The following is a 22,354-nucleotide window of genomic DNA, read 5'->3' on the forward strand; positions in this document are numbered from 1 at the left end:
CCCCCTGAATTTTTTTATTAAACTCCTAATGTCGCTCCGCCATCGACACATAAATTGTGCATTGTAATATGACTTGCTTTATCTGAAGCTAAAAACAATACCGCTTCAGCAATTTCTGAAGGCTGTGCAATTTTTTGTAACGGTATACCGAGTCTATATGCACTTTGAGTACCTGCTATTATATTTTTTGCGCCATTCTCATCAGCCCATAGTAACCTTTGCATTTCAGTTTCAGTTGAACCTGGAGAAACTACGTTACAGCGAATGTTGTATGCTGCAAGTTCTAATCCTAAACATTTCATAAACATCGTCGTTGCAGCTTTTGATGCAGCATACGCAGCCATCTCCATTCTCGGAGTATTTGCTGCATTTGAACCAACTGTAACAATTGCCCCTGACTTTCTTTGCATCATATGTTTACTTACCGCTCGGGACATATAGAAAACTCCTGTAGAATTTACAGAAAATGTTTTATTCCAATCTTCATCACTTAACGAGTGAATCACTCCCATACATAAAACCCCTGCAACATTCACTAATATATCTATCGGTGCTATTTCATTTTCAATATCATTTACCATCTGTTCAACTGCGGTACTATCACTTACATCTAAGCAAAACGTTTTCAAATGTATTTCATTTAAGAGTTCGTTTAATCCCTCTTCATTTTGATCAACCGCAATAACTGTAGCTCCTCTTTCTAAAAACATTTTGGCAACAACACTACCTATACCTTGGGCTGCACCTGTTACTAAAACAGTTTTCCCATCAAATTCCCCTACGTTCATTTCCTCTATCCTTTCATTTGAAAATTAATCTAATCAAACAAATAATGATAATGATTATCATTATCGATGTAAAAAATAATACACTTACTAAAGTAATTGGTCAAGTGTACTTTTCATTAAAATGTTATTCATTGATAATGTTTTTCATTTAACGTTCTTACACCGAAATGATAATCTTTCTCAATAAACTTGTCAACATATTTTTATTTTTCAGATAAATACTTTAGTGATTTTCAATACAATTACATCTAAAAGTATTAATAAACACTTACATTAATACTTTAATTCTTACTCCTCTTTGTAAAAATTAAAGATGATAAACTGGAGATCCCTTCAGTTACAAATCCTTAACAAAAAATCGAGCATTTATTTTCTCAATATTTTTCTGAAAATATATCTTGCAAACATCAATGCATATTTTCTTTATTATTTAAGATTTAATACATATTTCGAATATGATGTATCGATTTATTATATTCCAATATAATCCAAATGGACATTTCACTCACTTTTATATCAAAAAAAATAAAAAGTAATTTAACCTTGTTAAAATAACTCAAAAAAAGCACCCTATTTAACAGGATGCTTTTTCGTAACTATAGTGTTATAGAAGATTTATATACTTATGCTACACTGCGATACTCTTCTTCTTGTTCTTTTTTCTGTTTAGGTGCTTGAATTAAAATTGCGATAATGAATGACACGACACATAATACACCGATCACCATGAATGTTGGTTTGAATCCACCCAGAAGTGCACCGATAAAGGAACCTGCAAGCGCTCCAAATCCAAATCCTTGATACACAATTCCGTAGTTCTTACTATGATTTTTCATACCGTAGAAATCACCAACAATAGCTGGGAAAATCGTGATATTTCCACCAAAGCAAAACGCTACACTTGCTACACATACGAAATAGATACCGTAATTTAAATCTACAAAACTTAGAACTAAGACTGAACTTGCCATAACAACAAAAGTACCAGTAACGATTTTTAAGCGGCCGATTTTATCTGATAACGGTCCTAGAATAATACGACCTAATGTATTGAAGATTGCAACCATAGCCACCGCATTAGCTGCTGTTGCTGCGTTAAGTCCTACAAGTTGAACACCAATATCTTTTACCATACCAATTAAGTATAAGCCACTCATACATGATGTAAATAACATAATAAATAATAAGTATACTTGTTTTGTGCCTAACATTTCTTTCGTTGTATATTCATGAGTGTTTGTTTCCTGAACTGCACCTTGATCAGCAGCTTGATGGATTAAACAAGATCCAAGGACAATCATAGCTGTAACAATTAAACCCCAGTATATAAATGCTTGGGATACACCAACTGATTCGATTAACTGTGCGTTAACGTATTTAAAGATTAAACTACCTGAACCATATGCAGAGACAGAAATTCCAGCAATTAAACCTTTACGCTCTGGAAACCACTTTATTAAATTAGATAATGAAGTGATATATGCTGTACCATCTGCATAACCCACAACAACCCCCGCTAGTACATAAAGCAAAATTAATGAGGAAGCTTGTGAACTAAGTACTAATCCTAGTCCTAATGCTAGTCCAGCTATCATAATAAGTTTACGAAGTCCCCATTTTTCTTGCAATTTACTCGCAAATAAAGTTGAAAATGCTAAGGAAAGACTAGTAATTGAGAAAGTTATCGCAACTGCGTTAAGACTCCAACCGTATTTACTAACTAAAGGCTGATTGAATAAACTCCATGTGTATATCGTCCCAAGTCCCATTTGAACTATGACTGTACCAAGGACAACAAGCCATGGATTAACATTTGATTTTTTCATACCTTTTCGCCTCCTCTTTCTATTTCAATGCTTTTCGCTAAGTCTTGTTTTTTTATGTTCATTTTGGTCACCTCTTTTGATTTAACACCTTCATTGTATAAGATGTTTCCACTTATGTAAGCACTTACAAGATAGAGCGTTAAAAACATGGAATCAGTTACAGAAAACGAAGGACGAAATACAAAAAAGCACTTATTAAATACGTAACAGTTATTTATATTGGTTTGTATAAGTTCGATTTACATTTGTTTTTGAACCCCTTTTTAAAAAGTGAAACAAAAAAACCGTCTCTTTAATATTTATTAAAAAGACGGTTTTATTAGATCAATTCATAAGCTTGACTTTCTTTATACGTTTATCATTGTTTCTTCAAATGTAACAATTGGCTCTACAAATCCCACCATAATGAAAGCATTTTTAATAAGTCTTGTTAAAATTTCTTTTCATTCTGCACACATAGACAACAAATATTTTTTTGATAAATAAAACTAAATATTCACTAATATACTTATACGTGGTTTAATATATATAATAAAAAATATTTCTGTCTTTAATGAGGAGGTACTATGAAAGCAAACGTAGGGGATACTATACTTTTTCAACGAAACAATTTAAAGATTACAGGATCTGTACTAAAACTTTATACTGAATCGGTCTTAGTTGAAATTACAAATGTAAGCGGTGGTACTTTTGAATTTGATCGAACAATTGTAAATCATAAAAACTATAAAATTTTAAATGCGAATACATAAAGTGAAACTTTAATCAGTGGGGGTTTTGTTCATCCCCCACTGATTATTAGTTGAACCAATCGGACGTTTACGGACAGCCCGACTCCCATCTAACTTCTTTGCTCCAACTGAATTTTGAGATGGGAGTTTTACTTTCCGTTAACGCGGGATAAAACAACACAAAATAGCCCCTGCTCATCAGCAGCGGCTATTATATATGAAAATAATTCATTAGTTTATATATCCTAAAACACTTACAATCTTACTCGCTTTTAAATTATTAATATGGTAATAAATTTCCAAACCTCTTCTCTCAGCTCGTAACACTTTACCCTTCATTTTTGATAAATGTTGTGAAACCGTCGATTGTGGAATATTTAGTAATTCTGTTAATTGCGTTACATTACAAGTTTTTCTCGTACTTAATTCATTTACAATTTGTAATCGGATTGGGTGAGCCATAATTTTTAAAATATCTACATCTTCTTCTGAAACTAAACTTTTTCTCATTTCACTCGTATATGTTGTCATAAGACATTCCCCTTTTATGTGAATTTCTCTTATTTAGATCTATTTCCAAAATATTTAAAACTCCGACGGGAAACCTTTATATAAAAATAATAGAATTTTAAATTTTTAAAAACAGAACGAAATACAATTCACTTTATTTATTTGGTACATATACATAATACAATGTTAATATGTGCTCTATGTGAAGTTCGCATAAATTTGTAATGAAGATTTTTCAAACAATTCACATGTAACTATTCACTTCCTCCTAACACTATCCAGTGATTTTAACATATTTTAGGCATTTGTATATACTATCTACAAAATAAATGTTGTTAAGGGGGATTTCAAATGCCAACAATGTTACAAGAAGAAGTTGAAGAAGCGCGCGAAACATATGTCAGTCGTATCATCTTGGTCGGTGGATCGGCTTTATTTTTAGTAGGTGGTGTTATATCTGCAATTTCGGCTTTTAAAACTTATAACCGTTTGGAAAATACGCCGCCGTCTACAGATAACTCATAGATAAATTATCTAATTTTGAATAACAAATAAATGCCTCCTCAATACAGAGGAGGCATTTATTTTATCAAAAGTTCTATACTAAAGAATCACAAATAATATGAATTACAATTGAACTTACTTCACCACAAACCTTGTCTGACTACACCCATCCTTCTGCTTCGTTACTTCTAATACAGCTGGCATTGCGTTTTTTAGCTCTTGCACGTGTGAAATGACACCGATAAATCGACCTGATTTTTGTAAGTCAATTAAGGCGTCAACCGCTTTTGTTAATGACTCCTCATCTAATGAACCGAATCCTTCGTCGATAAACATCGTTTCGATTGAAATACCGCCTTCATACGCTTGAATGACGTCTGCCATGCCGAGCGCTAAGCAAAGTGAGGCATTAAATTTCTCGCCGCCAGATAGTGTTTTTACATCGCGTGTTTGGCCAGTATATGCGTCGTATACATCTAACCCTAATCCACTTTGACGATTTCTCTTTTCTACTCGTTCACTTCGTTTTAAATAAAATTGTCCATTTGATAATTTGCGTAATCGTTCGTTTGCGATTTGAACGATTTGTTCTAAATACTCAATTAAGATGTAACGTTCAAATGATATACGGCTTTCGTTATCACCTTTCATTACTTCATATAAGTCAACAAGTTCTTGGAAAGCTTTTTCTTCCTCATGAATTTGCTCATCGATACGTCTAATATTTTCATGTAAATCAGAAATATATGTTACCGCATTTTGCGCACGTTGACGTTTTTCTTTAATGATATCAAGGTTAATTTCTAGTTCTTTAATGTGTTCACCTAACGTCGTAATATCCATATACTCTTTATCTTTTAATTCAGCATGTAACTCTTCAATTTGTTTTGCAAGTACTTCAAGAGATGAATAATAGCTTTGAATTTCTTTTTGTAACATATCCATCTCGGCATCACTTAATTTCGCTTCTTTATACGTAATTTGAGCTGTAAATCCACTCTGTTCAAGCTCTCTCATAAAGCGCGTGAAAGTCTCTTCTTTCTTCGATTTTGCACTTTCAAATTGATTAGAAGCACCTTCCTGTTCTGCTTGAATACGTATATTTTCATTTTGCCAATGTTGATACGCCTCCTGCACTTTCTTCCATTCGTCCTCCATTAATTTGAGCTCATGCATAGCTTGGTCAAACTGGACTTTCCAAGCTTGGACTGTTTGTAAGTTTTCAGGAATGTTTTTCTTATCATGTTCATATGACGTACGAAGCTGCATACAATCCATTTCTATACGGTGCTGCTCTGTTTCTACCTCATGTTTTTGTTTCTGAAGTGCATCTACTTTTTCTTCTATGCTTTTTATTTTCACAGCTGTTTGCTTACGCGTTTCTTCACTTGCTTTTAACGTATTCACTTCAGTTGCTAATTGTTTTCCTTTTTGAACAAGCGCACTATATGTTTCAGCTAATTCTTCCGATTGGTAGCCTCGCTTCTTAACCTCTTCTATTACTTGCTCATATTGAAGATGATAGAAATTCCATTTCTCCTCTACTTGCACATGTAATTTTTCGGCAATATTCTTCTTGTCTCTTAAATCATTTAACTCTTTTTCATTGATGGCATCACTTTGCTCTGAAGCTTTTTTCGGATGGTTCGTGCTGCCACATACTGGACAAGATTCACCATCATGTAGATGAAGAGCCAATATACCAGCTTGTTCACTTAACCAGCGACGCTCCATATTCTCATATGCACGAACTGTCTCTTGCATCTTAGTAAATGCAGTTTCTTTTTCTTGCTCGAATTTTTGTTTTTCTTGCCATACATCATATGCTTGCTTTAAAACTTTTGCATCTTCTCGCATATTCGTTAGTTCTTCTACTTTATCTACATATCGTTCAAGCGCTCGCTCCAATTGCTGTAATTCACCAGACATTAGCTGTTTTTGATTTGTATGCTCTTCTAATTGTCGATCTAAGTTTTTCATACTTTCTTTTAATTTTCCTAGTTGAATTTCTGCATTTTGTAAATTCAATTGTTTCTCAGCTAATGATGCAATAATCGGTTGTAACTCTTCTAATCTTTGAACAAGTTTTTTTGCATTTTCTCTCTCAGGTTCTTTATTCTTTATTGCTTCATATTTCTCCTGAGCAAGTTCAAAATTATTCATTATATTTTCTTTTTTAGCGATAATTTGTTTTAACAAACTTTCAGCTTTCTGCTCATTTTCCATCGCTTCTTCGTGCCATTGTTCAAATGGTAATAAGCGCTTCGCTTGTTCCGCACGCTTAAAAGATATTTCTTTCATTTCAATTACTGAACGGTTTTCTTGTAAATTATTATATTTCTCATTCTTTTGTTGTAAATCTATAAATTTCTCATTTACAGACTTCGCTGCATGAAAACGTGTTTCAGCATCCTTTAATTGCTTCGTTTGAACATCTTGTTCTACTTGTAATTGCTCAACCTCTGCCTTATACACAGCTGTTTCTTGTTCTAATGCTTCTACTACTTGATGTGTATTTACATGCTCTTGTTCCACTAAAGTCTCTAATAATGCTCCATCTCGAATTGGTAATTTAAAAACATTACGGAAATATAGCTCTCGCTCTTTCTGTTTTTCTTGTAAGACGTCTTTCCATTGTTTTCGTTTTTGATCAAGTAACTCACGCATTAACTTATAACGATCTGTTTTAAAAATACGACGCAAAATTTCTTCTTTGTTTTCTGTCTCAGATGTTAATAGTTTTCGGAATTCCCCTTGCGGTAACATAACAATTTGGCTGAATTGATGTTTACTTAAACCAATTAAATCTTCTACTTTTTTATTTACATCCGTTACATGGAAACGATCAACAGCCGGAATCTTCTCTTCATCAATTACTTCATATAATTCTACTGCATGTCCCGTAATCGTCTTGTTCCCTTGTTTTTTATGTCCCAGTTGTCGTTTTATTTCATAACGTTTCCCTTTTAACTGAAAGGTTAATTCTACGCTTGTATACACATTATCATCAGCAAATTGACTGCGGAGCATGCTCGTATCACTTCGTTCTTCTCCGCTTGCCTCACCATATAAAACATAACAAATCGCATCAAAAATCGTTGTCTTTCCAGCGCCCGTGTTCCCAGAAATGGCGAAAATACGATGCTCTCCCAAATCGTCAAAATCAATTACTTCTTTCTGTTTATATGGGCCAAATGCCGTCATAATAAGCTGAATCGGTCTCATCCTCGTTCACCTTCCCGTTCTTGCACTGTTTGTAATACTTCTACAAATAGACGTTCTTTCTCTTCTGATAAATCTAAGCCTTTCATTTCTTTATAAAAAGCCTTTAATAATGATAAATCATCCATTTTATGTCTTGAAACAGTTACTTCATTTGACTCAGTGAACTCTCGTCTTTGAATGGCTCTTTCAACATGCATTGCATTTGGATAAACAGAGCGTATTTTTTCCATTGGCTGCAAGACAGGATTTTCATCTAATAATTTTACAAACACGTAATCTTCACTTACTGGATGTTGTAACAATTCATCTATTTTCGCTTCTACTGTTCGCATTTTACGGCGTGGAGTAAGTAACCTTTTTTCAATTGTTGCTTCACCTTGCTCGTTCAGTTCCACAATATAATATCCTTTTTTATGCTTTTCTTCAGAAATAGAATAGGCAAGTGGCGAACCGGAATATCGAATTGTCTCATTACGTACGAAATGCGCTTGATGTAAATGTCCAAGCGCTGTGTAATGAAATTTATCAAAATAATGACTATTTACGTATTCAGCACCACCAATTGAAAGTGGTCGTTCAGCATCACTTGTATTCTCTTCCGCTTCTCCAGCAGAAGTTACAAATGCATGACCAACAAATACATGTCTAGCTTCTTTATCCATCGCTTCAGATAGCTCATTCATAAAAATACGCATCGCATCATCATGAGAACGTACGTCTTCATTTTTCAATACATGTCTAACTATACTTGGATCCGCGTATGGAATGAGATGGAAGTGAACCTCGCCATATTCATCATTTAAAATAATTGGTTCATAGGGAAATTGAAATTGCCCTACAATAAATAAGCCTTGTTTTTTCATTAAACTACTTCCAAAATGAATACGATCTGGACTATCATGGTTCCCAGCAACTGCAATAACTGGTGTTTGTAAATCAATCACTATTTTTTGCAGCACATCATTTAATAAGTCTACTGCTTCTGTAGGTGGAATTGCTCGGTCATATAAATCCCCTGCAATAATTACGGCATCTGGTTTTTCTTCTTCAACAGCTTGTACAAACTGATCTAGTACAATCTTTTGATCTTCAGTCATATACACGCCATGAACAAGCTTTCCTAAATGCCAATCGGCTGTATGAAATAACTTCATGGTTTCCTGCTCCTTTTAATTTACTGAATTTAGTGATACAAGTTGATAGTTTATTGTAGTTTTTCCGTTCTCCCATTCTAACTTTTGTATCATTGCACTACCGATTCTTTCTTCATTTGATTTATATAAAGGTAATATTTCTTGAACTGTAAATAAGTGATAACCATCCAATTTTAATTGAAATATGTTTTCTTCTATATGTAATCTTACTTCTTTTTCATTTGAAATAATTTTTGTGTGCATCTCAAATTTCATGATAGATACAACCCCTTTTTCTAATCTCTACACTATTAATAGTATATTGGCTATGCAAGATTGACAAGTAAATACACGGTAAAGTACATACTTTTCTATTGCGATATGTTTTTTTATTTTTACATATAGTACGGTATGTGAAATTTTATTCTTTCCAAAAATAAAGATGTCTCATATGACATCTTTATTTTTGGATAAAGTCTTTCATTACATAATATAAAACTGTAATGAAAACAATCGCTACAAAAAATGAAAATACTGCAACAATGTACCCATCTTTATTTAATAAAATGCAAAAAGAAATAGATATGATAAAAATCGGAAATACAAGTCGTACTTTATCCTTCACTTCCTCTGTCGTATCTGTATGATGAAAATACTGCGTTATCCCTATCATTAAAGAAGACAAAATAATCACCGACAATAGTAAAGGTACTGGCATTCCGATTTCTCCTTTCTCTATTTCTAATGAAAAGCAATTTTTCTTTCATTATAATCACTTCAAATACTCTTTTCGAAGTGATTATGTACAATTTACACATATATAATAGCTTGTTTATCATGGTAACTTCAAATAATTACAATTACAGTAATGTTGTAATATTCATTTTCAACCTCCAAAATCCTGCAAATATAACTCGTCAAAATATGCAGTGGACAAATTAACATATACCGCTAACTTTAGACAAAATTTATAAAGGACATTTCAGTACGTATAAAGAATTAAGAATAAGAAGATATGTAAGGGAGGATGAATTATGACTGAACACGTTTTATTTTCTGTTAGCGAAAACGGCGTTGCATCAATTACTTTAAACCGCCCAAAAGCACTTAATTCTTTATCTTATGACATGTTGCAACCAATTGGGCAAAAGCTGAAAGAGTGGGAACATGATGAGCGAATTGCGCTTATCGTATTAAAAGGAGCTGGCACAAAAGGTTTTTGTGCAGGTGGCGACATTAAAACTCTTTATGAAGCACGTTCAAATGAAGCTGCATTGCAGCATGCGGAACGTTTTTTTGAAGAAGAGTATGAAATTGATACATATATTTATCAATATAAAAAACCGATTATCGCTTGTTTAGATGGAATTGTAATGGGTGGTGGTGTCGGTCTTACAAATGGTGCGAAATATCGAATTGTAACTGAGCGTACGAAATGGGCAATGCCAGAGATGAATATTGGCTTCTTCCCAGACGTCGGTGCTGCTTATTTCTTAAATAAAGCTCCAGGGTATGCTGGCCGCTATGTCGCTTTAACAGCATCTATTTTAAAAGCTTCTGACGTATTATTTATAAACGCTGCTGATTATTTTATGGCATCTGATTCATTACCAAATTTCCTTACTGAACTGGAAAGTGTACATTGGCATAAAGAAGATGATGTACATACTCATTTAAAAGAAGTCATTCGTACATTTGCAACTGCTCCAACATTAGAAAGCGAGCTTTCCCCTTCATTAGAAGAAATTAATTCACATTTTGCATTCGATACAATTGAAGAAATTATTCATTCATTAGAAAAAGATCAAAGTTCCTTTGCTTTACAAACGAAAGAAACGTTATTATCAAAATCTCCTATTTCACTAAAAGTAACATTAAAACAGTTTATTGATGGACAAGATAAGTCCGTTGAAGAATGTTTCGCTACTGACCTTGTACTTGCTAAAAACTTCATGAGACATGAAGATTTCTTTGAAGGAGTACGATCTGTTGTCGTTGATAAAGACCAAAATCCAAATTATAAATATAAGCTGTTAAGTGATGTTTCAGAAGAAGATGTAAACCGGTTCTTTAACTTACTTAATGCGTAAAGTGAAAATTTAATAAGTAGGGTTGATCTCCCTCTTATTATTAGTAGAAGCAATCGCCCTTTCATACGGGATAAAATTGAGGCTATAGGGTCGTATAATTACACGCCTATATAGCCTTTTTCCTATTTAATAAATTTTAATAAAATTTAATTTTATTAAATCAAATTATGTGCTACACTATTTTTAATTAAATATTCTAAAAATAAAAGAAGGAGGAGCGACTATGATTGAAAATTATTTTCTTTTCATCATTATGTCTATTTGTCTTATTATTTTACCTGGTCCTGATACTGCAATGGCTACGAAAAACACATTAGTTGCTGGTAAGGTAGGCGGGGTGAAAACAGTGTTCGGTACATGTGTTGCACTATTGATTCATACTTTAGCAGCAGTAATCGGACTTTCCGCACTTATTGTAAAGTCAGCTCTTTTATTTTCTATTTTCAAGTACGTTGGAGCTCTATATTTAATTTATATTGGTATTAAAGCCCTTTTAGCAGTAAGAAATAAAGAAGGCGTCAATACGAACGATATATCTTTGAATAACGCAAACGAGCATACTTCTTGCTTTCGCCAAGGGTTTCTTACAAATTTATTAAACCCTAAAATCGCAGTCTTCTTTTTAACATTTTTACCGCAATTTTTAAATCCAAATCATAATACGTTTATCCAACTTCTTATAATGGGCCTTACTTACCTAGTTTTAACAGTTATTTGGTTCGCTTTTTATATATTTTTAATTGATAAAATTAGTGCTTTTATGAAAAAACCGAAGACACAACGTTATATTCAAGGGTTAACGGGAATTGTCTTAATTGGTTTTGGTATTAAACTAGCTTTTGAAAAAAGCAATTAACAAGAAGAAAACCACCACTATTCATAGTGGTGGTTTTCTTCTTAACAACTGATTTGGCTGTCTACTTTATATTAAAACCAGCGCTCAGTTACAACTTTTTTACGTGTATAGAATTGAACGCCATCTGTACCATTTGTACCTAAATCCCCAAAGAATGAAGCTTTATTTCCTGCGAATGCGAAGAATGCCATTGGTGCTGGAACGTTTACGTTTACACCGATCATGCCCGCATCGATGTTATCACGGAACGTTTGTGCATGTTTACCGCTTGATGTATAAATAACCGCTCCATTTGCAAATTTAGATTGGTTTGTTAGTTTAATACCTTCTTCTAAATCTTTAACACGTACAATGCTTAATACTGGAGCAAAAATCTCATCTTGCCAAATTTTCATTTCTTGATTTACACCATCAAAGATTGTCGCACCTACAAAGTAACCTTCTCCAACTTCTTCCTTAATTTTACGGCCATCTACTAATAAAGTAGCTCCATCTGCTACACCGCTATTAATATAGCCTAATACGCGTTCTTTATGAGATTCACGAATTAATGGTCCAACATAATTATCTTCGTGGAAACCGTCTCCTACTTTTAACTTCTTCGTCTCTGCCACTAATACATCGATGAATTCATCTGCAATTTCATCAACTACTGCTACTACTGAACAAGCCATGCAGCGCTCTCCACTACTTGCAAATGCAGATCCGATTACACCTTGTACTGTTTTCTCAAGATTGCAATCTGGCATTACAATCGCATGGTTTTTCGCACCAGCTAACGCTTGTACACGTTTCCCGTGTTTCGTACCTGTTTCATAAACGTAACGAGCTACCGGCTCAGATCCAACGAACGAAACAGCTTGAATATCTTTATTTTCTAAAATGCTATTTACAACATCTTTTCCGCCTTGTACTAAATTTAATACCCCTTTTGGAAAACCAGCTTCATAGAATAACTCTACAAGTCGCTCTGCTAAAAGTGGTGTTCTTTCAGATGTTTTTAATACGAATGTATTACCACAAGCAATTGCAAGCGGGAACATCCATAATGGAATCATCATCGGGAAGTTAAACGGCGTAATTCCAGCAACAACTCCAATTGGGTAGCGCCAAATTGATCCATCAATGCCGCTAGCAATATTCGGAAGTGCTTGTCCCATCATTAAATTGGGCGTAGATGTTGCAAGTTCTACTGCTTCAATACCACGTTGTACTTCACCAGTTGCATCCGTTAATGTTTTACCATTTTCAAGCGTAATGATTTTTGCAAGTTCTTCTTTGTTTTCTTGTAAAAGCTGTAAATATTTATACAATTGTCTTGAACGATTCGGAACTGGTACTTTAGACCATGTTTCGTATGCTGCTTTTGCTGCTTCAACAGCCTTTTCAACATCTTCTTTCGGAGATAGCGGCACGTAAGCGATAATTTTTCCAGTCGCCGGATTTGGAACTGCTTCTACTTCTGTACCAGTAGATTCTACCCACTCACCATTAATATGATTTTTTACTCGTTTAATTTCAGTTGTAATCATTGTATTCTCTCCTTTGTATAATTTATTTTTGATTAGAAATTAATTGCTCGCTAACTTTCTTATATAATGCAGCCATATCGTTTTCTCCATATCCAGCTTGACTCGCTTCGTCATATACGTTTAATAACATTTCGCTTACTGGTAAATGGAGTTCGCTTTCCTTAGCTAAGTCAACTGCAAAGCCTAAATCTTTCTTTAATAAATTCACAGTAAATCCTGGCTCGTAGTTTTCGGGTGCTATAAAACTTTTATAATTACGTTCATAAATTCTACTTTGACCATAGCTTACATTTAAAATATCAAACATTTTATCTAAATCCATATTGTTCTTTTTCGCTAATGTTAAAGCTTCACTCACACCAGCTGTATAAAAACCAATTAATAGGTTATTAATTAATTTAACTGTTGTACCACTATCAATTTGCTCACTAACATGGAAAATGTTCGCACCTAGTACAGCCATGATAGATTCCGTTTTCTCATATACCTCTTTTGATCCACCAACCATAAATGTTAATGTACGGTTTTCAGCTCCAATTACCCCACCACTAACAGGTGCTGCTAAAAAGTCTACTTTCTTTTCCTTTGCAGCTTCCTCTAACTGTTTGTTTAACTGTGGAGATACAGTACTTGTATCAATTAAAACTACATTCGAGTGACTATTTTCAAATAATCCTTCTTCGCCAAAATATACCGCTTCAACAGCGCGAGGTGAAGGTAAACTTGTAAAAATTACATCGCATGTTTCTGCTAGTTTTGAAATTGATAAGCCGATAATTCCGCCTTCTTTTTCAAAAGAAGCTTCAGCATTTTTATTTAAATCCACACCATATACTGTGTAACTTGATTTAACTAAATTTTTAGACATCGGAAGACCCATGTTACCTAAACCGATAAAACCAATCTTTTTCATATCGCTTTCCTCCTATTTACACAATATACTTTCCGCGATTTATAATAGCTTTCGCAATTTCTCTCTTTTTTGTAAATACGTTCGTGTATAAAGGCACTAGTAATTGACGAATTTCAGTTAAAATCACGTGTCTATCTTGTTCTTCTGTAATAGCCGCGGAAAGTATAGAAATCGCTGCTTCTTCTACTTTGCGATAGCCTTCTTCACAAATAACGTCAGTTATCATTTGTTTCGTACGCTCTTTTTCTGCACCATTTTTACTAATTGCTTTACTCGTACGTAAAAATGCTGATTCCATGACGTACACGTCCGTTAACATATTTGATAATACACGTGAATATTCTTGCTCTTGATCAATTTTTAAACCTGGAGTTTTAGAGAGCGTTTTCAAAGATTGTTTCAACAATTTTTTCGCTAATAAAATGTAACGATGGTTTCTTTCGACATTTTCTACATCAATCTGTATTTCAGTATCTTCAATTTGTTCCATTTGTTTCATTAACATTTTGGCAACTGTTAATCTATTAATTTCGTTCGTCCCTTCAAAAATACGACTAATTCTAGCATCACGGTATAATCGTTCTACTTCATACTCTTGCATATAACCGTAACCACCATGAATTTGTACAGCTTCATCTACGATATGACCAAGTGTTTCAGAAGCATTTACTTTATTCAGTGCACATTCAATAGCAAATTGAGACATTTTTTTCATAAGATCTTCATCACTCTCATGAATCGCTTCATCAATTACACCTGCTGTACGATAAGCTGCACTTTCTGCTCCATATGTAGCAATGATCATATTTGCAATTTTCTCTTGAATCATCGTAAAGTCTACTAATTCTGTTTGGAACTGTTTTCGTTCTTTTCCATATTGAACTGACAAGCCAATTGCTTGTTTTGCTGTTCCAATATTTCCAAAAGCGAGCTTTAGTCTAGCGAAGTTTAGAATATTAAGAGCTACGTGATGCCCTTTTCCAACTTCCCCTAAAACATTTTCAGCTGGTATAACTACATCTTCTAAAATAAGGGTAGCCGTTGAAGAACCTTTGATCCCCATTTTCTTTTCTTCTAGTCCAATGGATACGCCTTCACATGTTCTTTCGATAATAAACGCTGTCATTCCTTTATTTGTCTTCGCAAAAACAACGTATACATCTGCCATATGAGCATTTGTAATCCACTGCTTCTCACCATTTAACTTCCAAGCAGTTCCATCTTCATTTAATACTGCGCTCGTTTTTGCGCTTAATGCATCAGAACCGGCATTTGGCTCAGTTAAAGCATAAGCCCCAACCCATTCTCCTGATGCAATTTTCGGCAAATATTTTTCTTTTTGTTCTTTCGTTCCGTAATATATGTAAGGCAATGTACCTACACCAGCGTGTATATTAAATGAAACGCTAAATGCACCAGCGTATCCCATTTTTTCTGCTACAAGCCCTGAAACTGCCTTTCCTAATTCGAATCCGCCATATTCTTCTGGGACTTCGATACTTAATAATCCAAGTTCTCCAGCTTTCTCAAACAATTGACGAGAAACTTTATAGTTATGTTGTTCAATATTCTCCATTTGTGAAACAATTTCTTGTTTAACGAATTGTTCTGTCGTTTTTGCGATTAAATCTTCATCTCCTGAAAAATCTTCTGGCGTAAAGAAAGCATGATTCACATCTTTATTAAGTGAAAAAAATTCATCCCACGGTAACTTCGTTTTCTCCATCTGAATCCCCCTATCATTTCGGCCTTACTTGCTACTACATATACTCGTCTACGATGAGTGGAATATCTTATTTTTGAAAACAGAAGGCGATGAATTTTCACATCAAGCAGTTTATTTTGCCAAAGATGTACTCTCATCGCCTTAGTTGTTTTATCTATTGATCTTCTGATAATACTGTTTTTGCAATTCCAGTATCTAATTCTTCAAAGTCATGATATGAAATTGTTTCATATAACTCACTTCTCGTTTGCATATTTGAAAGTGCATCTTTTTGAGAACCAGTTTCCTTAATTAAAGTAAACACATTCTCATACGCTTTCGCTGCAACACGAAGTGAAGTTACAGGATAAATAACCATTTGGAAGCCCATATTCGCAAATTCCTCTGCACTATAATATGGCGTTTTCCCAAACTCAGTCATATTGGCAAGTAAAGGTGCATTTACTTTACTATTAAATAGACGGAACTCCTCTTCTGATTGAAGCGCTTCAGGGAATATCGCATCTGCACCTGCTTTTACATAGGCATTTGCTCTTTCAATTGCTTCATCCAAGCCCTCTACACCGCGAGCATCTGTGCGCGCTACAATATATAAGCTCGGTGCAACTTCTTTAATCGCTTTAATCTTTTGAACTAATTCTTCTGTCGTAACGAGTTTTTTACCATTTAAATGTCCACATTTCTTTGGTAATTGTTGATCTTCAATTTGAACAGCTGCTACTTTTGCTTCCACCATTTCTACTGCTGTTCTCGCTACATTTAGGACACCACCGAATCCAGTATCAATATCAACAAGAACTGGTAAGTCTGTAGCTCTTACTAGATCCCTCGCTCGCTCTGCTACTTCAGTAGAAGTCACGATTCCTAAATCCGGTAGCCCTTTACTTGCAGTATAAGCAGCTCCTGATAAATAAAGAGCTGAAAAACCTGTATTTCTCGCAACTAAAGCTGCCATTGCGTCATGAGCACCTGGAATTTGCAAAATTTCATTTGCTTCTACTAAAGCTCGGAAGCGATTCGCAAGCTCCTCTTGTGTTGACTGTTTATTCACAACCCAAGCCATTCTAAATTCCCCCTATTATTAAATTAAGAATAGATCTACAAATTCATTTACATTCATATTTTCTAGTTTCTCTTCATTTAAACAAGCTTCATGAATTTGTTCTTGTTGCTTACTAGAATAATGACCTGCCATATTTGCAGTGAATTTTTGAACAACTTTTGGAATTGCTTCGTCTCTACGGAAACGGTGACCAAGTGGATATTCACATTCCACGTTTTCTGTTACAGTTCCATCTTTGAAATGAACTTGAACAGCGTTGGCGATTGAGCGCTTGTTCGGGTCAAGGTAATCTAAACTGTACTGTTTGTTTTCAACAACAACCATCTTATTACGTAATTCATCTACACGTGGATCATTTGCTACTGCATCCTCATAATCATCCGCAACGATATCTCCTTTTAATAAACCAATTGCCGTAATGTATTGTAAGCAGTGATCACGATCAGCCGGGTTATTTAATGGACCTTCTTTATCAATAATACGAATTGCTGATTCATGAGTTGTAATTGTAATACGGTCAATTTCATCTAATCTTTCTTTAATTTCTGGATGTAATTTCACAGCACATTCTGCAGCTGTTTGTGCATGGAATTCTGCAGGATATGAAACTTTAAATAATACATTTTCCATTACATATGACTCTAGTGGTCTTGCTAATTTTAATTCTTGTTTATTAAATAATACATCTTGGAATCCCCAGCCCGGTGCAGATAATGCTGTCGGATAACCCATTTCACCTTTTAAGGCAGTCATTGCAAGATGAACACCGCGGCTCGTTGCATCACCTGCTGCCCATGATTTACGTGAGCCTGTATTTGGAGCATGACGATATGTACGAAGACTAGAATTATCAATCCACGCATGTGATAATGCATTAAAGATTTCTTCACGTGTTCCGCCAAGCATTTTTGCAACTACAGCAGTTGTTGCTACTTTTACATATAACACGTGGTCAAGGCCAACGCGGTTTAAGCTGTTTTCTAAAGCAAGTACACCTTGAATTTCATGTGCTTTAATCATCATTTCTAATACTTCACGTACTTTTAACGGTTCTTTTCCTTCCGAAATACGAACTCGGCTAATATAATCTGCAACTGCTAAAATTCCGCCTAAGTTATCAGATGGATGTCCCCATTCTGCTGCAAGCCAAGTATCGTTATAGTCTAACCAACGGATCATACATCCGATATTAAATGCACCTTTCACTGGATCTAGCACATAAGACGTACCTGGTACACGTGTACCGTTTGGCACGATTGTTCCTGGTACAACTGGTCCTAATAATTTCGTACATTCTGGATATTGTAATGCTAAAATTCCGCATCCAAGTGTATCAAGTAATACATAACGAGCAGTACTGAATGCTTCTGCACTTGTTACCTCTTTATTTAATACATAATCCGTAATCTCTTCTAATAATGCATCTTTTTGTTTAATTTCATTTGTTTTAATCATGCTATTCTTCCCTTTCTGTCGAAAATTCGTTATTATTAATGATGGGTGTCGGTCAAACACCCATCTGGCGGGCGGCGCTAACAACTCCCCAGTTGTTCTTATTTACTAAGCACATGTCGCTCGCCAATATAATTTACACGTGGACGGAATAAACGATTGTTCGCGTGTTGCTCAATAACGTGCGCACAAAGTCCTACTGTTCTAGAGCTAAAGAAGATTGGTGTGTACAGTTGAATTGGAATACCAAGCATCCAATATACTGGAGCTGCGTAATAATCAAGGTTTGGATAAATTCCTTTTTCCTTCTCCATAATCTTTTCTCCAGCTTCACACATTTCATATAGTGTATAATCACCTTTTACATCACATAACTGCTTTAAAGCTTCCTTCATCATTAAAGCTCTTGGATCCATCTTCTTCATATATACACGGTGTCCAAATCCCATAATTTTTTCTTTGTTATATAGTTTCTTCTGTAATAACTCTTCAAACTTTTCAACATTACCAGCTTCTAAAAGCATGTACATAACCGCTTCGTTCGCACCGCCATGTAAGCTACCTTTTAAAGATGCAACCGCACCTGTTAAAGCACCATATAAGTCGGATTGTGTAGATGCAATAACGCGCGCTGTAAATGTAGAGTTTGGCATTTCATGTTCACTATATAAAACAAGGGAACGATCAAAGATCTTCTCCTCAAGTTCAGTTGGTTTTTTACCTGTTAACATATAGAAGAAATTCGCGCTATATGATAATTCTTTAAGTGGTTCGATTGGCTCTTCATTATTTAAAATATGATAGCTATTCGCTACAATGTTTGGTACTTTACTCAATAATTTGTATCCGCGGCTTTTGTTTACTTCTAACGAGCGGTTTTCAATATCATTATCGTAACCAGCTAATGCGGACACACCTGTACGCAATCCATCCATAGGGTGCGTTTCTTTCGGTAATGCCTTCAGTACGTTGAATACACCTTCTGGTACTGCGTATTCTTCTTTTAATTTCTTTTCAAGTGTTGCTTTTTCATCTTCATTCGGTAGATGTTCTTCCAATAAAAGGTGCACAATGTCTAGATACTCTTTTGTTTTTGAGAGTTCGATTAAATCATACCCTTGAATTACAATTTCACCTTTCACTGTGTCAAGAAACGAGATCTTCGTCTCCGCTGCCACTATACCATCTAATCCCGGGGAAAATTTTTCTTCAGCTTTCATCATTATTTCCTCCAATCCTAATAGATCTTCGTGCACATAACTGTAAGCCTTTACAATATTGTGAAACTACATTTCTATTTCAATGTATCAGAGTTTTTAGAAGATTTCAATTTATTTTATAATGATAAGTTTCCTATACTTTTACCGATGTAACAATACAGTTTTTCAACAATAATTTTCATATTTTATAAAGAAAGGACAGACTTCTCTTTATTTATCTTTAAAACAAAATATAAAGTTGATTCATATAATCCCGTTAAATATATACCTACTTTACAATTTCTTTTACTAAATAAAAAAACGAGCTGTATTCATATACAGCTCGTTTTTCGCATTATATTTATTTCACTATTCTCTAAATATAATTTCCATATAAAATTTATTTATTTTTAATAAAGTTATTATTTTACGTAATTAAATTAAATTTCTTCTATTTCCTCATGATAACCTACAACTAAATCATCGTTTTGAAAATACCAAAGGTCATCAACATCTACAAAAAATAGAATGCCTTCTTTCTCAAATGACACGATTTCCCCATCTGGTTTCTCTGCAACAATCTCTAAAGAATATCCAGGCTGAATGGAGCTATCTCCTCCGTATCTTACATTAAACCGTATAGACTCTCCACGTTTTTATACGTAATTCATCTTTAAACCATTGTAGAGCCTTATAATCAATTGAAATTTCCATCTTTGTTTCCTCCAGTTTACGCAAATTCTTTTTTACTTAATTGCTGTTTTACAAAAAAGATAAAAATAATGAAAGCAATTAATCCTGAAATTGCACTACTAGCAAATAAAATACGGTAACCAAACATTTGTGAAACAACTCCAAGTAAAATCGCCCCAAGTCCAATCCCTAAATCAAATGCGGTAAAGAACGATGCGTTAGCAACTCCTCTTTTACTCGGGTCAACAATTGAGAGCATCGAGGCTTGCAATGCTGGCTGTGCGGAACCGAATCCAACACCATATAATGTAGCTGCTATAACTATACCTATTAAATTATTTGAAATCGTTAATACAACTATTGCAACAATAGTAATGCATAGTGCCGGAAGTATGATAAATACTTCTCCATACTTATCTAATAGTTTTCCTGAAATTGGCCTTATAATTGTTAATGCAATTGCATATACAAGAAAGAATGTCCCAGGATTCACATCAATTGACGATGCAAATAGCGGTAAAAACGTCGTAATCCCTCCATATGCAAATGATAAAAAGAATACAACTACCGTAATGGATAGAACGGATTTCTCAAACAGTTGCATTTTCCCTTTTTCTTTTTGTGGTGTGAATGGCATTTTCGTCATTAACGATAATAAGACTGCCATAAAGGATAAAAGAGTGGCTAATAAGAAAAGGCCATGAAATGAATAATTTTGTACAACCGATAATCCAATCATTGGACCGATTGCCATTGCAATCGTCATAGCCATCCCATACCACCCCATACCTTCACCACGGCGTGAATCTGGAATAATATCCGTTATCGCTGTTCCAACAGCTGTTGTAGAAACAGCCCATGTTACTCCATGAATAATACGTAAAACAGCCAAAAAGACAATAGTCGTTGCTAAATTATAAGAGTACATCGTTAACCCAAAAAAGATGAGTCCGAAAATAATAAAGGATCTTCTACCATATTGATCCAATATCCCTCCAATAATCGGTCGTACTACAACTGCAGCTATTGTAAACATTCCCATCATGAGTCCGACTTGAGATTCATTGCCACCTATCTCTTTAATAAAAATCGGAAGCGTTGGAACAAGTAAATAAAATCCTGTAAATAAAAATAACATTGCGAAAGTCATTTGAATAAATGATTTCGTCCATAATCGTTCCATTCATATTCCTCCATAAACACATAAGTTATTGCAATTAACACCTCCATTTTACATTTTCTTCGTTCCTTTGCCTTCCGTAAATAGACGTATCTTTTTATAATAAATGGTCCAAAATCAATTTAAATTGGTCTTACAACTTTATACGTATGTTTTAGCCTAAAGTCCCATTTATTTGTACCTTTATATGTGTGAAAAGAATATACTACTTTATTATCGCAACTTAGGAGTGAATATTTTTATGTGGGTATCATCAAGAGTAACTGCCGTAGTTCCTTCGACCCCGGAAATACACGTTCCAGCCGTTCATACGGCTAGTTCCGATGTTGGAATTGAACTTCCTGCAACTTGGCAACAATATCAAATTCCAGGTCAAATTACTCCCTCATTTTGGCATCATGGCGCACATCCAAGTAGTACCACCTTTCAAAGCCACGCTTATCCTCCGTTACCACAGTCTCAAATTTTTTATCATTTTCCTTCAATTTATTTTCAAAACTTCTATGGTACTTTTAATATTTAAAATACATTGTCTCACTGCTAATGCATTTAAAAGAAAAAAGCACTTAAGATTGTAATTTTTACAAATCTTAAGTGCTTTTTAATAATTTTTTCTTACTGCCCATTATTAGCAGGGGCCTCTCCTGCATTACCGCCAGTATTGGGTTCTGTGGTCGCTGGTGGAGTCGTATTTCCTTGACCTCCTCCGTTATTCGCTGGAGGGGTCGTATTTCCTTGACCTCCCCCGTTATTTGCTGGAGGGGTCGTATTTCCTTGGCCTCCTCCGTTATTTGCTGGAGGGGTCGTATTTCCTTGACCTCCTCCGTTATTCGCTGGAGGGGTTGTATTTCCTTGGCCTCCTCCGTTATTTGCTGGAGGGGTCGTTCCTTGACCATTACCATTATTTTGTTCATTTTGTTTCTTTTCTTCTTC

Annotated in this window: 19 protein-coding genes and 2 pseudogenes; 5 read left to right on the plus strand and 16 right to left on the minus strand. The window is 34.7% G+C overall.

All coding sequences use genetic code 11. The annotated features are described in order from the left end of the window. Positions 1–17 precede the first annotated feature (17 nt). On the minus strand, positions 18–788 hold the full coding sequence (gene dhbA / locus MR079_RS04715) for a 2,3-dihydro-2,3-dihydroxybenzoate dehydrogenase (RefSeq protein WP_139867233.1): 771 nt from the start codon (positions 786–788) through the stop codon (positions 18–20). A gap of 623 nt (positions 789–1,411) precedes the next feature. Further along, the gene (locus MR079_RS04720) at positions 1,412–2,614 is read right to left on the minus strand and encodes an L-lactate MFS transporter (protein ID WP_139867235.1); all 1,203 of its coding nucleotides are present in this window, start codon (positions 2,612–2,614) and stop codon (positions 1,412–1,414) included. Between the two features lie 566 nt (positions 2,615–3,180). Between MR079_RS04720 and MR079_RS04725 the strand changes: the two genes are divergently transcribed. Next, entirely contained in the window at positions 3,181–3,366 is a 186-nt protein-coding gene (locus MR079_RS04725) for a YkvS family protein (RefSeq protein WP_000646789.1), read from the plus strand. A 210-nt stretch (positions 3,367–3,576) separates the two neighbouring features. Here MR079_RS04725 and MR079_RS04730 read toward each other — a convergent pair whose 3' ends face one another. Then, a complete protein-coding gene (locus MR079_RS04730) occupies positions 3,577–3,876 on the minus strand; it encodes an ArsR/SmtB family transcription factor (RefSeq protein WP_000214798.1) in 300 nt (99 codons plus the stop codon). 330 nt (positions 3,877–4,206) lie between these two features. Between MR079_RS04730 and MR079_RS04735 the strand changes: the two genes are divergently transcribed. Beyond that, the gene (locus MR079_RS04735) at positions 4,207–4,380 is read left to right on the plus strand and encodes a hypothetical protein (protein ID WP_001142748.1); all 174 of its coding nucleotides are present in this window, start codon (positions 4,207–4,209) and stop codon (positions 4,378–4,380) included. A 114-nt stretch (positions 4,381–4,494) separates the two neighbouring features. Here MR079_RS04735 and MR079_RS04740 read toward each other — a convergent pair whose 3' ends face one another. From MR079_RS04740 to MR079_RS04755, 4 genes are all read right to left on the minus strand, one after another. Continuing rightward, positions 4,495–7,584 carry an AAA family ATPase gene (locus MR079_RS04740; RefSeq protein ID WP_242293635.1) on the minus strand — a complete coding sequence of 1,030 codons (3,090 nt, stop codon included), beginning with the start codon at positions 7,582–7,584 and terminating at the stop codon, positions 4,495–4,497. After that, positions 7,581–8,738 (minus strand): exonuclease SbcCD subunit D, encoded by a 1,158-nt coding sequence (locus tag MR079_RS04745; RefSeq protein WP_139867239.1) that lies wholly within the window; start codon positions 8,736–8,738, stop codon positions 7,581–7,583. The genes MR079_RS04740 and MR079_RS04745 overlap by 4 nt, the downstream gene beginning before the upstream one ends. A 15-nt stretch (positions 8,739–8,753) precedes the next feature. Further along, complete coding sequence (locus MR079_RS04750; RefSeq protein ID WP_000667348.1) at positions 8,754–8,993, minus strand: DUF2584 domain-containing protein; 240 nt, start codon at positions 8,991–8,993, stop codon at positions 8,754–8,756. Positions 8,994–9,177: 184 nt separating this feature from the next. Continuing rightward, on the minus strand, positions 9,178–9,435 hold the full coding sequence (locus MR079_RS04755) for a hypothetical protein (RefSeq protein WP_001145040.1): 258 nt from the start codon (positions 9,433–9,435) through the stop codon (positions 9,178–9,180). Positions 9,436–9,751: 316 nt separating this feature from the next. On the opposite strand from MR079_RS04755, the gene MR079_RS04760 reads away from it, so the two are divergent. Continuing rightward, the gene (locus MR079_RS04760) at positions 9,752–10,807 is read left to right on the plus strand and encodes an enoyl-CoA hydratase/isomerase family protein (RefSeq protein ID WP_242293636.1); all 1,056 of its coding nucleotides are present in this window, start codon (positions 9,752–9,754) and stop codon (positions 10,805–10,807) included. A 223-nt stretch (positions 10,808–11,030) separates the two neighbouring features. Further along, complete coding sequence (locus MR079_RS04765; RefSeq protein ID WP_000572338.1) at positions 11,031–11,663, plus strand: LysE family translocator; 633 nt, start codon at positions 11,031–11,033, stop codon at positions 11,661–11,663. Between the two features lie 71 nt (positions 11,664–11,734). On the opposite strand, the gene MR079_RS04770 is transcribed toward MR079_RS04765, so the two are convergent. The 8 genes and pseudogenes from MR079_RS04770 to MR079_RS04805 all read right to left on the minus strand — a co-directional run bounded on the left by MR079_RS04770 (position 11,735) and on the right by MR079_RS04805 (position 21,424). Then, positions 11,735–13,195 carry a CoA-acylating methylmalonate-semialdehyde dehydrogenase gene (locus tag MR079_RS04770; RefSeq protein ID WP_000633358.1) on the minus strand — a complete coding sequence of 487 codons (1,461 nt, stop codon included), beginning with the start codon at positions 13,193–13,195 and terminating at the stop codon, positions 11,735–11,737. A 22-nt stretch (positions 13,196–13,217) separates the two neighbouring features. After that, a complete protein-coding gene (locus MR079_RS04775) occupies positions 13,218–14,108 on the minus strand; it encodes an NAD(P)-dependent oxidoreductase (protein ID WP_139867245.1) in 891 nt (296 codons plus the stop codon). Positions 14,109–14,124: 16 nt separating this feature from the next. Beyond that, a complete protein-coding gene (locus MR079_RS04780; protein WP_242293637.1) occupies positions 14,125–15,834 on the minus strand; it encodes an acyl-CoA dehydrogenase family protein in 1,710 nt (569 codons plus the stop codon). Between the two features lie 154 nt (positions 15,835–15,988). After that, entirely contained in the window at positions 15,989–16,897 is a 909-nt protein-coding gene (prpB, locus tag MR079_RS04785; protein WP_000312655.1) for a methylisocitrate lyase, read from the minus strand. Positions 16,898–16,915: 18 nt separating this feature from the next. Further along, positions 16,916–18,352, minus strand: a complete 1,437-nt coding sequence (gene prpD / locus MR079_RS04790; protein WP_000598132.1) for a 2-methylcitrate dehydratase — start codon at positions 18,350–18,352, stop codon at positions 16,916–16,918. A 98-nt stretch (positions 18,353–18,450) separates the two neighbouring features. Continuing rightward, positions 18,451–19,572, minus strand: coding sequence for a citrate synthase (gene mmgD, locus MR079_RS04795; RefSeq protein WP_001987369.1), 1,122 nt, complete (start codon positions 19,570–19,572; stop codon positions 18,451–18,453). A 416-nt stretch (positions 19,573–19,988) separates the two neighbouring features. Beyond that, positions 19,989–20,262 (minus strand): annotated as a pseudogene (locus MR079_RS04800) (HesB/YadR/YfhF family protein). A 16-nt stretch (positions 20,263–20,278) separates the two neighbouring features. Then, positions 20,279–21,424 (minus strand): MFS transporter, encoded by a 1,146-nt coding sequence (locus MR079_RS04805; protein ID WP_139867249.1) that lies wholly within the window; start codon positions 21,422–21,424, stop codon positions 20,279–20,281. Positions 21,425–21,662: 238 nt separating this feature from the next. On the opposite strand from MR079_RS04805, the gene MR079_RS04810 reads away from it, so the two are divergent. Beyond that, complete coding sequence (locus tag MR079_RS04810) at positions 21,663–21,944, plus strand: hypothetical protein (RefSeq protein ID WP_139867251.1); 282 nt, start codon at positions 21,663–21,665, stop codon at positions 21,942–21,944. A gap of 92 nt (positions 21,945–22,036) precedes the next feature. Here the strand turns inward: MR079_RS04810 and MR079_RS04815 are convergent. Next, positions 22,037–22,354, minus strand: a pseudogene (locus MR079_RS04815) (penicillin-binding protein); the annotation flags it as partial.

Source organism: Bacillus cereus group sp. BfR-BA-01381 (assembly GCF_022663555.1).
Classification (GTDB): domain Bacteria; phylum Bacillota; class Bacilli; order Bacillales; family Bacillaceae_G; genus Bacillus_A; species Bacillus_A pacificus.

What these genes read in the sequence shown, in the direction of transcription:
- dhbA (WP_139867233.1), bottom strand. Translation starts at nt 788, where the DNA reads ATGAACGTAGGGGAATTTGATGGGAAAACTGTTTTAGTAACAGGTGCA.
- MR079_RS04720 (WP_139867235.1), bottom strand. Translation starts at nt 2,614, where the DNA reads ATGAAAAAATCAAATGTTAATCCATGGCTTGTTGTCCTTGGTACAGTC.
- MR079_RS04725 (WP_000646789.1), top strand. Translation starts at nt 3,181, where the DNA reads ATGAAAGCAAACGTAGGGGATACTATACTTTTTCAACGAAACAATTTA.
- MR079_RS04730 (WP_000214798.1), bottom strand. Translation starts at nt 3,876, where the DNA reads ATGACAACATATACGAGTGAAATGAGAAAAAGTTTAGTTTCAGAAGAA.
- MR079_RS04735 (WP_001142748.1), top strand. Translation starts at nt 4,207, where the DNA reads ATGCCAACAATGTTACAAGAAGAAGTTGAAGAAGCGCGCGAAACATAT.
- MR079_RS04740 (WP_242293635.1), bottom strand. Translation starts at nt 7,584, where the DNA reads ATGAGACCGATTCAGCTTATTATGACGGCATTTGGCCCATATAAACAG.
- MR079_RS04745 (WP_139867239.1), bottom strand. Translation starts at nt 8,738, where the DNA reads ATGAAGTTATTTCATACAGCCGATTGGCATTTAGGAAAGCTTGTTCAT.
- MR079_RS04750 (WP_000667348.1), bottom strand. Translation starts at nt 8,993, where the DNA reads ATGAAATTTGAGATGCACACAAAAATTATTTCAAATGAAAAAGAAGTA.
- MR079_RS04755 (WP_001145040.1), bottom strand. Translation starts at nt 9,435, where the DNA reads ATGCCAGTACCTTTACTATTGTCGGTGATTATTTTGTCTTCTTTAATG.
- MR079_RS04760 (WP_242293636.1), top strand. Translation starts at nt 9,752, where the DNA reads ATGACTGAACACGTTTTATTTTCTGTTAGCGAAAACGGCGTTGCATCA.
- MR079_RS04765 (WP_000572338.1), top strand. Translation starts at nt 11,031, where the DNA reads ATGATTGAAAATTATTTTCTTTTCATCATTATGTCTATTTGTCTTATT.
- MR079_RS04770 (WP_000633358.1), bottom strand. Translation starts at nt 13,195, where the DNA reads ATGATTACAACTGAAATTAAACGAGTAAAAAATCATATTAATGGTGAG.
- MR079_RS04775 (WP_139867245.1), bottom strand. Translation starts at nt 14,108, where the DNA reads ATGAAAAAGATTGGTTTTATCGGTTTAGGTAACATGGGTCTTCCGATG.
- MR079_RS04780 (WP_242293637.1), bottom strand. Translation starts at nt 15,834, where the DNA reads ATGGAGAAAACGAAGTTACCGTGGGATGAATTTTTTTCACTTAATAAA.
- prpB (WP_000312655.1), bottom strand. Translation starts at nt 16,897, where the DNA reads ATGGCTTGGGTTGTGAATAAACAGTCAACACAAGAGGAGCTTGCGAAT.
- prpD (WP_000598132.1), bottom strand. Translation starts at nt 18,352, where the DNA reads ATGATTAAAACAAATGAAATTAAACAAAAAGATGCATTATTAGAAGAG.
- mmgD (WP_001987369.1), bottom strand. Translation starts at nt 19,572, where the DNA reads ATGATGAAAGCTGAAGAAAAATTTTCCCCGGGATTAGATGGTATAGTG.
- MR079_RS04805 (WP_139867249.1), bottom strand. Translation starts at nt 21,424, where the DNA reads ATGGAACGATTATGGACGAAATCATTTATTCAAATGACTTTCGCAATG.
- MR079_RS04810 (WP_139867251.1), top strand. Translation starts at nt 21,663, where the DNA reads ATGTGGGTATCATCAAGAGTAACTGCCGTAGTTCCTTCGACCCCGGAA.